Below are 15,706 nucleotides of genomic sequence, written 5' to 3'. Positions count from 1 at the left end.
AAATTCAAAGATCCCCCAGCTACTAATTCGTCTTCACCAGTTTGATAATCTGTAGCGTTTCACCACTACCGGAAACAGCTCTGGCGAAGTAGACGCCCTCAGGATACTGTCCGGCCTGCCAGTCCACCGTATAGGTACCTGCTTCCTGTGGCTGATCAACTAAAGTGGCCAGCTGCCTGCCGTTGACATCATACAGGCTGATGTTGATTTGCTGCGGAGCTTCCAGGCGGTACTGAAGGGTAGTTTGCCCCTGGAAAGGATTAGGCGCTGCCGCCATCATTTGCACCTGTCCGGTCGTATTTGTTGTAAGGTTCAGGGCAGAGGCCTGAGGCCCCGGGCTGGTCAGTCCGGCTATCGTACCACTACATTCTCCATCCCCTGCAAAAGGCATGGCGAGATAAGGGAATTCCGGACGGAAGGGCTTGTCGTTGGCTTCCACACCTGTAGTGTAGGTCAGCACGCCCAGCAGATCATCCGTTACCGGGTTGGGGTCGCCGGCAGTGTAGTCATCGTACCAAAGGCCAATAGCGGCCAGCACGACACCGGAAACCGCCTGCAGTTCGATGCGCGTCACATCATCCTCCAGTCGCCGTCCGTTGGGGAAGCCATCCATATTGGGGATGAATTCCAGGTCAGCGGTACCGTTGTAGGTGGGGTCGGTCAGCCCAAGAACGGCAGCCTGAATGAGCCCCAGTGAACTGAATGCCGGATTATCACGCGGGGTAGCCGGCACCGCCATATTCAACCGGAGCATATCTCCCCCATTGGGTAGGAAATTATTAACAAAAGGCTTGCCTGCTGCCAGCGGATTCCCCTCTTTGCCCGTAGCTAACTGATAGGGCGGGAAGTTGGGTACTCCGGTGTGAAAGGCCGGCCATAGGTCGACCGAGCGGGGCATACCAGGACCGGGCAGCAGCAAAGTACCAAAGATATCGTCGTCCAGTGCAGTCCCTTCTACCGCAGCGGTCCCCTTCAATGGGAACAGACCGTCCTGACCATTACCGAAGTCAAAAGACTGCAGGGCATTGCGCTGAATGCGCAGTGGGCCAAAGGCAGGTACGGCACCTCCAAACAGGCTATCATCCATATACAGCGCCAGTTCCGGATTGTAGAAGTAGTTGTCCAGCAGGGTATCTTCCAACTCCTGATAAGGAGTCAGTGCATTCCAGTAATCTTTCATACCTATTGGAATCACCGCTTCATTGGTCAGCGGCATACCCAGGCGGGAAACTTGCACCCAGTCGCCATCGTAAGATTCGCTGCCGGGTTCGAGTGTACGGATCTGCGGGCGGCTGGCCGAAGCCCACACGCCAATCACGTAGTTGGGGTCCAGGATATTCTCCGGGCTGCGGGGCGCACCTTTCTTAAGCAAGAACTGGATCGGGATCTCCAGCGCAATCGCACTGGTGTTCAAACAAGCCAGCCCATCGCGTGGATCGCCCATCTGCCGGGGCGCGTCACCGAGGTCGAAGATACCGCCAAGGTCTACAAAGAAAGGGTCATCCACTGGTCCGGCGAAAATTTTCTCCCCGGTGTGGGCAGAACGCACTGCGTCTTCGAAGAGCTCGGCGTAGTCGGCATTTAAGCCTACCGGAGAAGAGATGGACCGCTCACCAACATTATTAGGCGGCACCTTGCCATTCACAAGTATAGGAATGAAGCCGCCTCCGTTAATACTTTTCTCTACGGTATAGCGGGTCATGAGGTTTTCCTGCCCAAGCCGGATGTTGAAAAAAGTACTCGGGTCTTCATTCTTTTTCTCAAAGGTGAAGCGATAGACAATTTCATCACCTGGACGGCTGGCATCATTGTCGATGTGGATTTCGTACCGGATGTTTTCACCGAATTGATAGTAATTCGGCCCGCCGTGCGGCAATTGCATAGGTACATAGGTCGCAATCAGCACAATATTGCGCGGATTGTCGGGGCTTCGGAAAGCGTACACATCCACATTATCCGCTAGTGGGTCATTGGAGATGAGAGGAGCTTCCCGGTGGCTGGAAGCCTGCAATGCTTCGCTTCCGCAAAACAGGAGCAAAAGCACTGCCGTGAATATCAATTTGAATCTATGGTGTAACATAAAAGTTTTTTTGAATGAGTGAATGGGCTTTTACTGGTCCGTTTCCGTACCGCGCCAGGGCGCTGCCAGATAAGGGAAGGAATTGGTAAATGGCTTATCGTTTTCCTCCACCCCGGTCGAGTAGGTAAGCACGCCGAGCAAGTCGTCTGTCACGGGATTCGGGTCACCGGCCGTGTAGTCGTCGTACCAAAGGCCAATGGCAGCTAACGCAACGCCAGCAACAGCCTGCAGCTCAATGCGGGTCACATCGTCCTCCAGGCGGCGCCCGTTAGGGAAGCCATCCATATTGGGGATGAACTCCAGGTCAGCAGTGCCATTATAGGTTGGGTCGGTCAAACCGGCCACCGCAGCCGCTACGATTCCCATAGGGCTAAAGTCGGCACTCGCCCGGTCTGTCACCGGAACCGCCATATTCAGACGGAGCATATCGCCACCATTGGGCAGGAAGTTGTTGATAAAGGGCTTGCCCTCCGCCAATGGGTTGCCTTCCTTGCCTGTTGCCAGTTGGTAAGGCACCACGTTGGGCACTCCCGTATGGAAAATGGGCCAAAGGTCGACCGACCGGGGCAGGCCCGGGCCTGGGAGCAGCAGCTCACCAAAGACCTGATCATCCAGTGCAGTACCGGCTACTGCTGCCGTACCTTTAATGGAAAAGAGCCCATCCTGCCCGTTTCCAAAGTCAAATCGCTGGAGGGAGTTGCGCTGTATACGCAGGGGTGCAAAAGCTGGGACGGCTGGGCCAAACTGGTCATCATCCATGTACAATGCCAGTTCGGGATTGTAGAAAAACGGGTCCAAAATAGTATCGGTAATCTCTTCGTAAGGCGTCAGGGAATTCCAGTAATCCTTCATACCAATAGGAATGACCACCTCATTAGTGAGGGGCATGCCCAGGCGGGATACCTGAATCCAGTCACCGCTGTCCTCGGGCGCTTCGCCCATCATACCTAACGTACGTACGGCGGGGCGGCTCGCAGATGCCCATACACCAATCACGTAATTCGGGTCCAGAATATTGGCAGGGGTATCCGGTGCACCATCCTTCAGGAGCATTTCGATTGGCACCTGAATGGCAATGGTATGCACATTAAATTCGCCCAGCCCATCTCTGGACGGGCCGTTCTGGCGAGGGGCATTGCCCAGATCAAAAATACCGCCAAGGTCGACGAAGAAAGGATCGTCTACCGGACCGCAGAACACCTGTTCTCCGTCCGGTGTTTGAGTGATCGCCTCGCTCATCAGGCTGGCATAGGTAGCCCCCAGACCAACACCGCTTTCAATAGAGCGCGGTCCAATATCATTTGGCGGCACTACGCCTCCAGTCACGATGGCCTGAAAGGTGGCGCCCCCGTCCATACTCCGCTCCATGGTATAAGTGGTCTTGAGGTTTTGCTGCCCCAGCCGGATATTGAAGAACGTTGTCGGGTCTTCGTTGACCTTTTGGAAAGTAAACCGGTAGATGATCTCATCACCGGGCATGCCTGCATCATTATCGATATGGATTTCATACCGGATGTTCTCCCCAAAAGTATAGTAATTGGGGCCACCGTGGGGCAGTTCTGCCGGGATGTAGTTGGCAATGATGGTAATCGTGTTAGGGTTGTCGGGGCTTCTGAAAGCGTAAACGTCCGTATTATCTGCCAGCGGATCGTTTGCAATCAGCGGAGCTTCACGATGGCTCGATGCCAGCAGGTCGCTACCGAGCAGCAGGCACAGCAAAGCGCAAACCGCAAGTCTAAATACATTCATACTGTCTGATTTAGGTGAGAAAATTAAAGCATCACGAACCGGACAAGCAATACAGTGGCTAGCCGGAAGTTGCCATTATACCGGCACCCCGGTCAACCCAGGTGGGTCTGCAGCTGTCTTTTTATCGTGATTTCAGTAGTACTTACGGAAGGTGGTGCCGTACCGGATTGAAACCCTTAGGATTTTTTTAAGATTTCTTTCCGAGCTTTTGTAAATTGAAGTTCAACAACGCTAATCATGCCCGTAGAAATCACCGATATCTTCTACCCTAAAGACCGCCCGGAGTGGCGGCAGTGGCTGGAAGCTCACCACACCTCCAAAACCGAAATCTGGTTGCGACGATTCAAAAAAGCCACCGGAAAGCCCTGCATCACCTACGATGAGCTGGTGGAAGAATGCCTCTGCTTCGGCTGGATAGACGGAGTGGTGAAAAAGCTGGATGAGGAGAGCAACGTGCAGCGCATCACCCCCCGCCGTAAAAAGAAAACGTTTCTCTCAGAGCTCAACCGGCAGCGGGTATGGAAACTGCAACTGGAAGGCTTGATGACACCTGCCGGCATTGCCCCCATCGAAGACCAAATCGGCCACCCGGATGATCCCTGGGACATCCCAGATTGGGTGGAAGCCCAACTGCGCGAAGACGAGGAGGTCTGGGCCAACTTCCAGTCCTTTCCCCTACTCTATCAGCGCCTGAAAATCGGCTGGATCAAAGAGTGCGGGGAACGGCGGCGGGAGGAGGCGCAGAAGCGGCTGAACTGGCTGATCAAGAATACGAAAAAGGGGAAGAGGTATGGGACGGTGCCGATTGTGGAGTAATGCAATAGCCCGCCTGTCAGTTCGCCCCCGATAGCTATCAGGGATCAAAGTCGCCAACAAGCTTGAAGCAAAGAGCAACCTACGTAACATTGCTTTTGTGTTGCCAAAACACTTTCTTCAATCATCGCTGTGCCGTTTGCGCCTGTGGCGCCGTGCTCAACACATAGGGACATAGGATACGTAGCTTCACAATGACGCACACTATGTGGTCCTATGTGCCTTTGTGTTGCCAAAACACTTTCTTCAATCATCGCTGTGCCGTTGGCGTCTGTGGCGCCGTGCTTAACACATAAATACGTAGGTTCACAATGACGTACACTATGTGGTCCTTTGTGCCTTTGTGTTGCCAAAACACTTTCTTCAATCATCGCTGTGCCGTTGGCGTCTGTGGCGCCGTGCTTAACACATAGGGACATAGGACACATAGGCTTTGCTATTACTGTCCTCTTGGAACTGGGTACCTGGGTGTTGCCAAAAACCATTTTTCAACCATCCCTGTGCTGTTGGCGTCTGCGGCGCCGTGCTTAACACATAAATACGTAGGTTCACAATGACGCACACTATGTGGACCTATGTGCCTTTGTGTTGCCAAAACTCACTCCTATATGCTTTCACCTCCTTACTTTCACTCCTCCGGTAACAACCTAAAGTATTCATTCACAAAAGTCTTCTGCCCCTGACGGACTATGTTCTCACAAGTGAAGTTAATGAGTAACGACTTAGGCACTTTAAGCAGCCTGCTGTAGGTCATCACCTGAGCCTCGAATATGGGCAGCATCTCCAACACCGCCTTAAGCTCAACCACCAGGCAATCTTCCACCAGCAGATCGCACCTCAAATCCGCCTTCACAATTTTACCCTTATAGTTTACAGGAACCTGCTGTTGCTGAGTCACTTTAATACCTCTTAGCTGCAGCTCATGCACCATACAAGCCTCATAAACACTTTCCAGTAAGCCCGGCCCAATTTCCCGATGCACTTCAATAGCTGCTCCGATCACCTCATAAGTCAATTTATCGAGATAATCTTTGGTCAGTTGCTTTTTCATAGTCTCAGATTTATGGTTAATGAATTCGCATTTTTCATTTAACTCTATCTTACCTATGCACCCTACATCCTTCTGAATCTTCCTTTAGAAGACATAAGTACAAAGTTAGCATCCACTATGTGCCCTATGTGCCTATGTGTTTTCTAATCCACGCCACCCTCACTATGCGCCCCTATTTCCAGTCTGGCTTTACCCGGGAGCCTCAAGCCTCCAAACAATACCTATATTCTGCCAGCAGCCTGCAAGAATATAGCAACATGACGGACGGCTGGATAAAATCTCTCAAAACCACGATTGAGTGTCCTCTTAAAAATTTCTGCTGCCGTATAAAAATAAAAGAAATGAAGTAATAAGGTACCGGTTCCGCCTGGCAATCAGTAGTATTGAAACAGGAAAAGCCTAAGCTAAAAAAAGCACTGCCCCACCCCAAACGGGATGAGGCAGCCTTGACATTTTCGGAAGCTTACTTATCGTATGACGTTCAGCTTCCCGATTCCCCTTACTTCTTGATTGTTTTCCATTATGCGGTATACGTACAGCCCGGCCTGCAGGTGTGCAGGAAGGTTACAGGATACAATTTGCCCCTGCAGCCCGCTTACGGGCCAGATGGCGACCTGACGTCCGAGAGCGTCCACAAGCTCCAGCGCGCCATTTTGGATGGTGGTGGGTAACTCCACAGATAGCGCCTCCCCAGCAACTATGGGATTGGGAAATGCTTTCGCCTGCAGTGGTTCCGCCGTTGGCTCTGAGGTAGAACTGATCAACTGAGTAATGTCATCTGAGATGGTGAAGGAAGTGATTTCGCCATTGGCGTCCACCCCGATATTGGCAGCCGTACGGGGTAAGCCCTTGGCGTAAATGAAATAACGGGTGGTGATTTGACTTTCCCCCTGTGTGAGACCGAATGCATCAAGCATCAGTTGAGGAGCAGGCTGACCGCCTAATGTATAATTATTGACTGTAATCCGGTCCCGCTTAATCAACAACCCCTCGATACTAACCGGCTCCTGATCTGATCCTTCCGGATTAGGCAGGATAACGGTGCCATAACCGGCAACCTCATAACTAACGCTGTCCTGTATGGTCTGCCCGGCAGGTACGTTTTGCAGTCCGAAGCCCGCAACGGTCACCAAAAAGTCTACATTGTAAGTTTCTGAGTGGGTCCATGAATCCCCAAAATTAAGCGGAAATTTCAGGACATCCCTTCGTTGATTATACTGAATAACCAATTCAAGGATTGTAAGATTGTCCGTGTCCATTCCCGTAACAGTGCTCAGAGGAACGGTAACCTGCTCTCCAATACTTCCCCAACTACCATAACCACTATCATCAATCGAATTGTAGTTGAGCCCGGTCTGTACGCCCAGCCCGCCCAATAATGTGGCGAATGAAGGCTCAGTGATATTGGCCTGCGGAAATAGCGGGCTCGAAGGCTCTTCATAATCTGCTGTAAAACTCCCATCAAGCGACAGACCACTGAAATCCCAGACTACGCCTTCGCCTATTTCTGGTACAGATGCGCCGGTATGATCCAAATACCAGGCCTTCGTCTGCATACCCGCCTCCAGGGTGAAGTCCTGGCGCTCGATGGTGATCTGTGCGTGTGCCAGAGCACCCAAAAACAGTAGCGCAAATGTTGTAATAATTAGTCTCATCGGTAATATTTTTTTAGTGAGAAGACGGTTGTTTTGCAATCTGTCCTACTCCCACCTTAAGTAAACAAATAGGTCTTTTTGTGCAGTCCCAGACAAACGACTGGGGTAAAACAAGGTAGCTACCAAAATCAAAAAACTGATGAGACAAAGGTGAGGTAAAGTGCGGGAGGAGAGGTATCAAAAACCGATCATATCCTATCAAAAACCGATCAAAACCCTTTTGAATGCTAGCTTTTCGGCTGGTTCTTCGAAAAACTGCCAGGCGTTTCCCCGTATTTATCCTTAAAGCATTTGATGAAATAAGCAGTGCTGCTGAAGCCGGTTTGAAAGGCAATTTCGGCCACGGTCCCGCTCTGCTGCCGCAGCAGGTCGGCCGCGCGTTGCAATCGGATGGACTGAATGAATTGATTGGTGGACTGATTGACCAGCGCCCGAAGCTTTCGGTTGAGCTGAGGCCGGCTCAGACCAATTTCCCGGGAGAGGACATCCACACTGAACTGCTCATCATCAAGGTGGCTCTCCACAATGGCTAGCGCTTTTTCCAGAAACTCCTGATCGATGGAATTGACAGCGACTTCTTCCGGTTTAAGTTCCACAGCTGCGGCAAAGCGCTGCCGAAGCTGTTGCCGTAGCTGAATAAGGTTATGAATCCGTACCCGCAGCTCTTCGGCATCGAAGGGCTTAGCCAGGTAATCGTCCGCACCGGTGCGCAGCCCCTGTAGTTTTTCCTCCTGCTCGGCTTTAGCGGTCAGCAGGATAACAGGGATATGGCTCGTGCGCACATCCCCCTTTAAGGCAGCGCACACTTCATAACCATTTTTACGGGGCATCATCACATCGCTCACGATAAGGTCGGGCATATATTCCCGGGCTTTGTCAATGCCCAATTGCCCGTCCCCGGCTTCAATAATCTTAAACGCCGTATCCAAACGCTGCCGGATAAATGCCCGGACTTCATCATTGTCCTCGATCAGCAGTACAGTAGCCTCTGGTTGGGTGGAGGTGGAGGCGCGCAGGTTGGTCGGCTTTTCTGTTGTCTGTATAGAAGCCTTAAATGCAATGCCTGACTCCACAGGTGCCTCCACCCGCTCCTCTGCCCGCAAGTGCCCGCTTCCCAACGGCAGGAAAACCCGGAAAGTAGACCCCTCCCCTTCCCGGCTTTCCAGTTCGATGCGGCCCTGATGCAAACGGACAAGTTCGCGGCTAAGTGCCAGCCCCACACCGGTGCCCACTTCAGGGGACGCCGACACCTGGAAAAACCGGTCGAAGACTTTATCCTGCTGCAACCATGGTATGCCGGGCCCTGTATCCGACACACTGAGGCATAATTCCTGTCCAAGCTGAGATAAGGCTACACTAACGCTGCCTCCGGAAGGCGTAAATTTCAAGGCATTGGAAAGTAAATTATTGACCACCTTTTCCAGTTTGCCCGCTTCGTAGTACAAATGAACCGAAGGCTGTTCACTCTTGAAGGAAAGATGGATTTGCCGGTCCTCTGCCAGGGATTCAAAGGCGAAGACCAGGCTGTACACCAGAGGGACGACATCCTGTTGGCTGGCTCTCAGCTCCATTTTTCCTGCTTCCAGCCTGGATAACTCCAGGAGCTCATTTACCAGATGAAGCTGGTTATTGGCATTGCGTAAAGCAATCTCCATCAACTGTCGTTCCCTTGGCTCCGGATTCCCTTCCAGCAATTGCTGCAAAGGCCCCATCATGAGAGTCAGTGGCGTGCGGAACTCATGGGAAAGATTGGTAAAAAACCTGGTCTTCAGGGCGCTGAGCTCTTCAAACTGTTCTTTCTTTTTGCGTAGCGTAGTGACCCGTTCAAATAAAATGAAAAACAGGAATCCGGAAAAGAACAACAGTCCAACCTGAAAACTGTACCGCAGCCCAAACACCCCGGAAAGTATATTTGAATTGTCCAACAGGAACAACATTCCGCCGACAAACAGAATAACGAAAGGCCACATCAGAGTGCGGGCTGTGCTTTGACCTTTCCTGGCCAGGCGGGCGACTGGAAAGATGCTCAGCAGCGCCCAGAGCCCGAGACACATATCGGTGATCACCCGGGCAATCTGCAAGTCATTGAGTACTAAAATAAGCAGATAAGGCGATACCGCTGTCCATCCGGAAAACCAGGCGTACACTTTATAATACCGCGGCATTTGTTGTCGCATCTGGAGGAAATCAGTCGCAAACAGCCCGGCGAACACCACAATACCAGATAGCGCAAATAAGATCATGGGTAAAGGGTCCGTCAGTTTTGGAAATTGCGCCAACAGACCAAGGAGCCCATACCGGTCAGCAAAATAGAGCGCTGCACTCAGCATCAGACCAGAATAAAACAAAAAGACACGCTCCCGGAAAATCCACGCCATTAGCCCCCCCAGAATCGCAAGCAATACCAGCAAACCAGAATAGAATGCCTGCCAGGAGAGCCGGTCAATCATTTTATTCACCGTTGGCAATACCGGATAAACAGACAGATGACGGTAGTGAGCCTCTGGCGTCTCTTCATAAAAGTAGGCTTGAAAGAAAAGCGTTTGAGTTTCCCCGGGATCGATGCTAATCCATAAATAATGGTATGGGGAAGGCAGGCGATCCCTCCTATCCGTTACAAAACGGCTGTTGAACTGCTCATCAATAAGGGTGCTATCCTGTACCACAAAAAGGCGAACGGCATCTGCATACATACAAAAACTCAAAGCCGCACGTAGGGTATGATCGGTGGCATTCAACAGCCGGATAGCAGACCATGAGCCGTCAGCCGTAACTTCCTGCCCGCTGTTCAAATAGGGTTGCAGTAAAGCCAGTGCTTCCACCGCATCAGGGAAGCTATACAGGGTGTCTTTCAAATCCACCTCTGCTTCTACAGCTCTTTCCATCTGAAAAAGAGGGATATCCTGCCCTGCCAGCCCGTGGCCGAGGGCTACACAGGCGACAAGGACGGCCACAACTTTAATACGAAATGAGCCTGACAGAAATGCCTTGCTCTCTTTTTTTGCAACCATGGTGCAAAAGTACGGTTTTCAGGAGTAACTCTCCTTAATTTAACGCTCCTGCATTACGAGCAGATCCTGATTTTCAGCCTGTCTTCTTGCGCTGATGATAAGAACGGCGCAGAATCTGCCCCGCTACAGCAGGTATAAAACGATTGGCAAAACCATTCAGCTTTCCCAGCAGGGTAAAAATACGCCTGGCCTCGCGCCTTTCAATCATCCGGATGATACGGGCAGCAACTACCCCAACGGGTTCCTGCTTGACAAAATCGCGGGATGGTTGCGGTATAAGCACTCCATCTTTATCATAAATGGCTTTTTGAGGATCGTTTTCGGTGAACCCAACGAAGGCAATGCCTACATGAACACCATGCTGCTCCTCTTCCACCCTGAGGGCTTCGGATAATGTTTTGAGCGCAACTTTGGAAGCACTGTACACCGCATGCCCCGGAATACCCCGGAAAGCAGCAATGCTCGACACAAAGAAAACCGTACCCCGGCTTTCACGAAGGTGAGGTAAAGACTGCTGTGTCACATACACACTGCCCAGGTAATTCACTTCTGTCACTTTGCGAAAAACGTCAGACGAAAGCTCACTTACATCTCCTTCTGCTGAAATACCGGCATTGTTAACCACTACATCAAGCTGCCCAAAGTGGTTAAGCGTTTCGGCCACCAAACGGGCACAATCTTCGGGCTTGGAAACATCACCGGGAATACCTGCAAGCTCCTCATATCCCTGCTTCTGAAAAGCCTCTAGCGTTTGCGAAAGACGACCAGCATCACGCGCATTGAGCACCACACGGGCTCCTTCTGCAAGTAGTTGTGCAGCCAGCTCCCGCCCAATACCAATACTCGACCCGGTAATGAGAACGACTTTATTTTTCCAATCCATCAATGGTCCTTTTCTTACAACCCCAACTTACAAGATAGCTCGTTGTATTGACAAAAATAGGAAGATTCGTGAACTATGCGCCCTACTACTCCCTAAGCACCACCAAAGGCAACCGGACAACTTCTTCTTTATGCCGCACCTCCACCCAGTAAAAACCCTGTGGCAGCCCCTGCAGGGGCAATTGGCGCTCCCGGTCAGAACGCACTACAGACAGCGTTTGCAGGCACTGTCCCTGAGCCGTAAGGATACGGACTACCGCCGGGACTGCCGGGCCGGATAAGGTGCAAAAACTCCGGGCGGGATTGGGCGCCAGAGACCACCCACCGCTCTCTACGGTCTCCGACAGCTGCGTGAGGATACTGATTTCGTAGCGGACCAGGCTATCGCAACCGGCATGGCTGAGATAGGCCTCCGTTATGGCCGTATCGCCTTGTATAAGCACTCCTTCCCACCAGCCGGCCTCTGCCAGCCCGACTTCCACCACGGTGGTATCCTGTAGGGTCAATACATCGACATGATGCCAAACGACGCTATCCCGTAAGGGCGCCACAAAGCGCTCTTCCAGAATGGTATCTGCATATAGCGCCTGCCCCAGGTAAACCGCTCCCGGGCAAAGGCTGGCATACACCACGGAAGCCAATACCGGCTTTTCAATCTGATGGGTTACCGTGTTGGTAATGACGGGAGGGTTGAAATCGAAATAAATGCCCGCCCGGTTTTCAATGAGGGCAGCAGGAAGAATGCCGGCAAGAGGCTGAATGGAAAAGGCAAAAAATCCATGGCTCTCCGGCTCATTGCTGGTGCTGTCGGGCAGCAAAATCTCCGGATATTCGACCACCAATATCCGATCCGGCAATAAATGCCACTGATGCTCATGCGAACCACCCTCCGCCCGGAATGTGCTCAGATCAAGCTCAGGCGATAGGGTATCCCGAATGGTCACGTTCCGGGCCATATCGGTACCTACATTCTGAAAGTGAATGGTGTACTGCAGTTCTTGTTCTGCGGGGATGAGGTGGTCGGGGCCAAACCCTCGGGGATAGGCTTCTTTTACATTGGGGTCATAAGCTCCTATGACCGGTCGGCATTGCTCTGCTTCAAAGACACTCCCGTTGTCGTTGGGAAAGGCCGTTACCAGACCGGTATCCAGAGGCGCCAGGCAGCCTTGTGCTAAAAGTCGGATTGGTTCGGGTGAGGGGTGCCCTTCCGGCTGCGCAGCTTCCAACAGATAGGCGGTGGAATCGGCAGGCGCAGCAAGCAAGATGGATTCCCCCGGCAATACTTCAAGCCCTCCACTCTGCAAAAGCACAATATCATCATTAACGATGTTGAGCTCGTAAGGCACAGGGATGCTCACCGGGCCAAAGCCGGTATTTTCGATTTTCCACTTCAGGCTGTCCTGCTCACAGCGGTAAGTCGCCCGGAGATTGCCCCCTTCCCAATCGGTCAAGCCAGGCGCGCATAAGGTATCCGGGCTGATACGTGCCTGATAGCAGAGCACCTCGCCCAGAATCATTTGTTCGCAGTTCGGCTCCATTTGAACCACTACCTCACCTTCTGCCTCCACCTCAATAGTGCCCAGCTCAAAAGTCAGGGACGTATCGGTTTGCATACTCCAGGGCACAGAGGCAGATACCGGTGTCATCCGGCTATCAAAAAAAAGCTGAATCACCACGGAGTCCGCAGATATCGTGCCAGCGTTATTATAATGCAGCACTATATTGGAGTTGAAGCACTGCCGGACCGGACTTAGCGCCATATTCAGTTCCATGAGGGGGCAGGAAACGGTTGGTGACACGGCGAAATTTACCTCGTGCGGCCCGGTGCCTTGCAGCATAGTATCGGCCGGACAAGCCTGCCAGTAGTCATTGGGCAGTACCGGAGCAAGCGTGTAAGCAGTAGTGTCATCGGGCAGATAGCCGGCGTAGTAGCCCGTGGCGGTGGGTGTGAGCACCTGTTGGGGGCCGTCCTGTCCTTCCAACAGCAGTTGCCCATCGGGGAGCCCTGGCCAATCCGTACTGAAAGTACAGGTGAGGGCTGTATCCCAGACCATTTGCCCCTGTACCAGTTGCTGAGTGGAGAAGTTGGGCTGATAGGCCATAATCTCCTGACTACCGGTGATCAATTCAGGGGTGCCATCGCCATTTAGGTCTGCCCGGCAGGCATTCTGATATAAAGCCGGGGGCAGGTAATGATCAAAGGGCGATGGCAGGAAAGGGGTGGAGATAAAACCCGTTGCCCCTACATTAAAGGAGAAACCTTCCCCGGTCACATAATCCGGCAAGCTGTCTGTGTTGAGCCTTTCCTCAGTGATTATGTAAGTGTTTCCAGCATAACCACGCTCCAATGCGGGCGTAAATGCCTGCTGAACCGTATCATAAGACACCATTCCCAGCACCCCCTGAATGCCTTGAATAACGTACCGCCCACGCAAATCCTGCCGCCCATCCATGTCATAGTCCCCGGCAAACAAATGGTCTACGCCAAACATGCCCCCGATTTCCTGCAAATCGCTAAACTGACCACTCGCCCCCTGTTGGAGGGCAAAAAATGTCCCATCATTTAGACGGAGTACAAGGTCTGCATCCTCATCCTGATCAAGATCATCCATCAGAATGCCGGAATACACATAAGCGGCCCCGAATTGGCCCGGAATGACCACCTGAGGGGACAGGCTGCCTCCGTTGCTCCATCCATTCCATAGCACCACCACTCCACTCTCGCGCGTGAGCAGCGCTACATCCTGATCACCATCCCCATCGATATCAGCGACATCAAAATGATGCCCCTGTCGAAGTTCAAACTGTGGAAAAGACAGCGTATCCCCCGTGCTGCTGTTCCAAATCACCGGCAACCAATTCACAGCACCGGAGGAGACCGTTCCTATACCATCTGGCAAACCATCTGTATCAAAGGCTGTAAACTCAAAAAAACCAAGCCCGGCCGGAGCATCCCACAGTGAAACCGGCGTTTCAAAATTTTGACCTGCACCTTCGTTACGCAACCAGGCGATGCCTGTATCATCGCAAAACATTAGATCGGTTTGCCCATCTGAATCCCAATCCCAGGGCAGGATGTCCCGCAGGAACGACGTAGTACGGTTGAGCGAGGCGGGTGAAGTCTGGCTGTTTAAAGGGCCCGTTCTCCAAAAGATTGGAACAGAACCGGACAACAGGTCATTATCGTCGCCGTAGGTAAGCAAATCGGCTATGCCGTCTCCATTGAGATCAGCTGAAACCAGTTTAACGCCGGTTGGAGTATCATCAATCAGATTATTGGTGAAGCCAAGCTGACCGTTCGGCATGCGCTCCATCCAGACATAGCCCAGGTTTTGCTGATAGGCAATAAGGTCCGTGTCCCCATCTTGGTCTGCATCCGCCATCGTGTGGGCAATCATACCAGAAGTTTCTCCGCTTTGCCAAAAAATCTGGGCCTCCCCCCAGGGTGCTAATTGAAGGTAAGCCGTATACGCCCGGTCGTAGGCGCCGTGACCAGTGTGGGAATAGACCGCATCGGGGAAGCCATTACCTGTGACGTCCACGACTGACATATCACATTCAAACCAGGCATGTTTGTCAGGTTCAGACTCCAAAAAGCTCCGATACAGGGCGCTATACCCCTCTCCTGTCCATTCCAAAACATGCAGGGTCAGTTCCGTACTTTCTGAGGTGTGATAATTTTCCAACATTAAAATATCCAGGTCACCATCCTGATCGATATCTGCCAGCTCCATGTCCACTAAAGAAGGGTGATGTACCACATCGCTGTAAGCCAGTCCGGGTGAGAAAGGCTGACCACTGCCAGCACTGAGGTTTATCCATATCACATTCGCATCCAGCCCAACGACCACATCCGGCCAGCCATCTGCGTTGACATCACCGACTTTAAAACGCTCGTAAGGCTTTACCGGGCCGTACTCGTAAGACTCATTGCTGCCCGGCTGCAGATGCCCCGAGCCATCGTTGGCCCAATACGGTACCGTTTCCCGCGCGCGATAGGCATCCACGACGTCCAGGTCGCCATCCTGATCCATATCTACCAGCTCAAACTCCCCCTGAAAGTTGCGGTTGACGGCCCAAACCGAATCACCATACAAACGCGGCCAGGACAGGTGGCCTTGTCCGTCCAGATTCTCAAAAACGGCAATGTGCCCGTCCCAGCCATTACAGGTCGCTACCACATCCTCATCCCCGTCACCGTCCATATCCCCGGTTTTCACCACCAGGAGATCGAAGCGGTCCATTATTACCTGCACGTTCTCCCGCTCCAGTTGGGCGTGTAAATTCCAGCAGATCATCCCTGCCAAGAGGCTAAGTAAGGCTCTTTTTGTGTAGCGTACCATCATGATATTCTTTTTCATGCTGCTAAAATGCAGGTATTGAGAGGGTGCTGCAAGAACAATTTATACTATTTATACAAGCTTTAAATTATCTTTACAATTGATTTTCAATTTTTTAAACCATA

The 15,706-nt window shown here is 52.0% G+C and carries 8 protein-coding genes; 1 reads left to right on the top strand and 7 read right to left on the bottom strand.

Annotated features, from left to right (window positions below):
- Nucleotides 1–22: 22 nt before the first annotated feature.
- Together ACO08I_RS26730 and ACO08I_RS26725 are read right to left on the bottom strand one after the other, a co-directional pair.
- Nucleotides 23–2,080 carry a DUF4331 family protein gene (locus ACO08I_RS26730; RefSeq protein ID WP_421947642.1) on the bottom strand — a complete coding sequence of 686 codons (2,058 nt, stop codon included), beginning with the start codon at nt 2,078–2,080 and terminating at the stop codon, nt 23–25.
- A 30-nt stretch (nt 2,081–2,110) separates the two neighbouring features.
- Nucleotides 2,111–3,829, bottom strand: coding sequence for a DUF4331 domain-containing protein (locus ACO08I_RS26725; RefSeq protein WP_421947641.1), 1,719 nt, complete (start codon nt 3,827–3,829; stop codon nt 2,111–2,113).
- Between the two features lie 237 nt (nt 3,830–4,066).
- Here ACO08I_RS26725 and ACO08I_RS26720 point away from each other — a divergent pair, with 237 nt between their 5' ends.
- The gene (locus ACO08I_RS26720; protein WP_421947640.1) at nt 4,067–4,645 is read left to right on the top strand and encodes a YdeI/OmpD-associated family protein; all 579 of its coding nucleotides are present in this window, start codon (nt 4,067–4,069) and stop codon (nt 4,643–4,645) included.
- A 625-nt stretch (nt 4,646–5,270) separates the two neighbouring features.
- On the opposite strand, the gene ACO08I_RS26715 is transcribed toward ACO08I_RS26720, so the two are convergent.
- The 5 genes from ACO08I_RS26715 to ACO08I_RS26695 all read right to left on the bottom strand — a co-directional run bounded on the left by ACO08I_RS26715 (nt 5,271) and on the right by ACO08I_RS26695 (nt 15,602).
- Nucleotides 5,271–5,693, bottom strand: coding sequence for a GxxExxY protein (locus ACO08I_RS26715; protein ID WP_044223656.1), 423 nt, complete (start codon nt 5,691–5,693; stop codon nt 5,271–5,273).
- Nucleotides 5,694–6,160: 467 nt separating this feature from the next.
- A complete protein-coding gene (locus tag ACO08I_RS26710; protein ID WP_421947639.1) occupies nt 6,161–7,348 on the bottom strand; it encodes a T9SS type A sorting domain-containing protein in 1,188 nt (395 codons plus the stop codon).
- A 227-nt stretch (nt 7,349–7,575) separates the two neighbouring features.
- Nucleotides 7,576–10,359: an ATP-binding protein gene (locus tag ACO08I_RS26705; protein WP_421947638.1), complete on the bottom strand. Its 2,784-nt coding sequence runs from the start codon at nt 10,357–10,359 to the stop codon at nt 7,576–7,578.
- A 73-nt stretch (nt 10,360–10,432) separates the two neighbouring features.
- The gene (locus ACO08I_RS26700; protein ID WP_421947637.1) at nt 10,433–11,242 is read right to left on the bottom strand and encodes an SDR family oxidoreductase; all 810 of its coding nucleotides are present in this window, start codon (nt 11,240–11,242) and stop codon (nt 10,433–10,435) included.
- A gap of 85 nt (nt 11,243–11,327) precedes the next feature.
- Nucleotides 11,328–15,602 (bottom strand): FG-GAP repeat domain-containing protein, encoded by a 4,275-nt coding sequence (locus ACO08I_RS26695; protein WP_421947636.1) that lies wholly within the window; start codon nt 15,600–15,602, stop codon nt 11,328–11,330.
- Between the last annotated feature and the right edge of the window lie 104 nt (nt 15,603–15,706).

Source organism: Phaeodactylibacter xiamenensis, from assembly GCF_965229835.1.
In the GTDB taxonomy this organism is placed as follows: domain Bacteria; phylum Bacteroidota; class Bacteroidia; order Chitinophagales; family Saprospiraceae; genus Phaeodactylibacter; species Phaeodactylibacter xiamenensis.
This window is presented reverse-complemented; position numbering and strand designations above follow the sequence as displayed.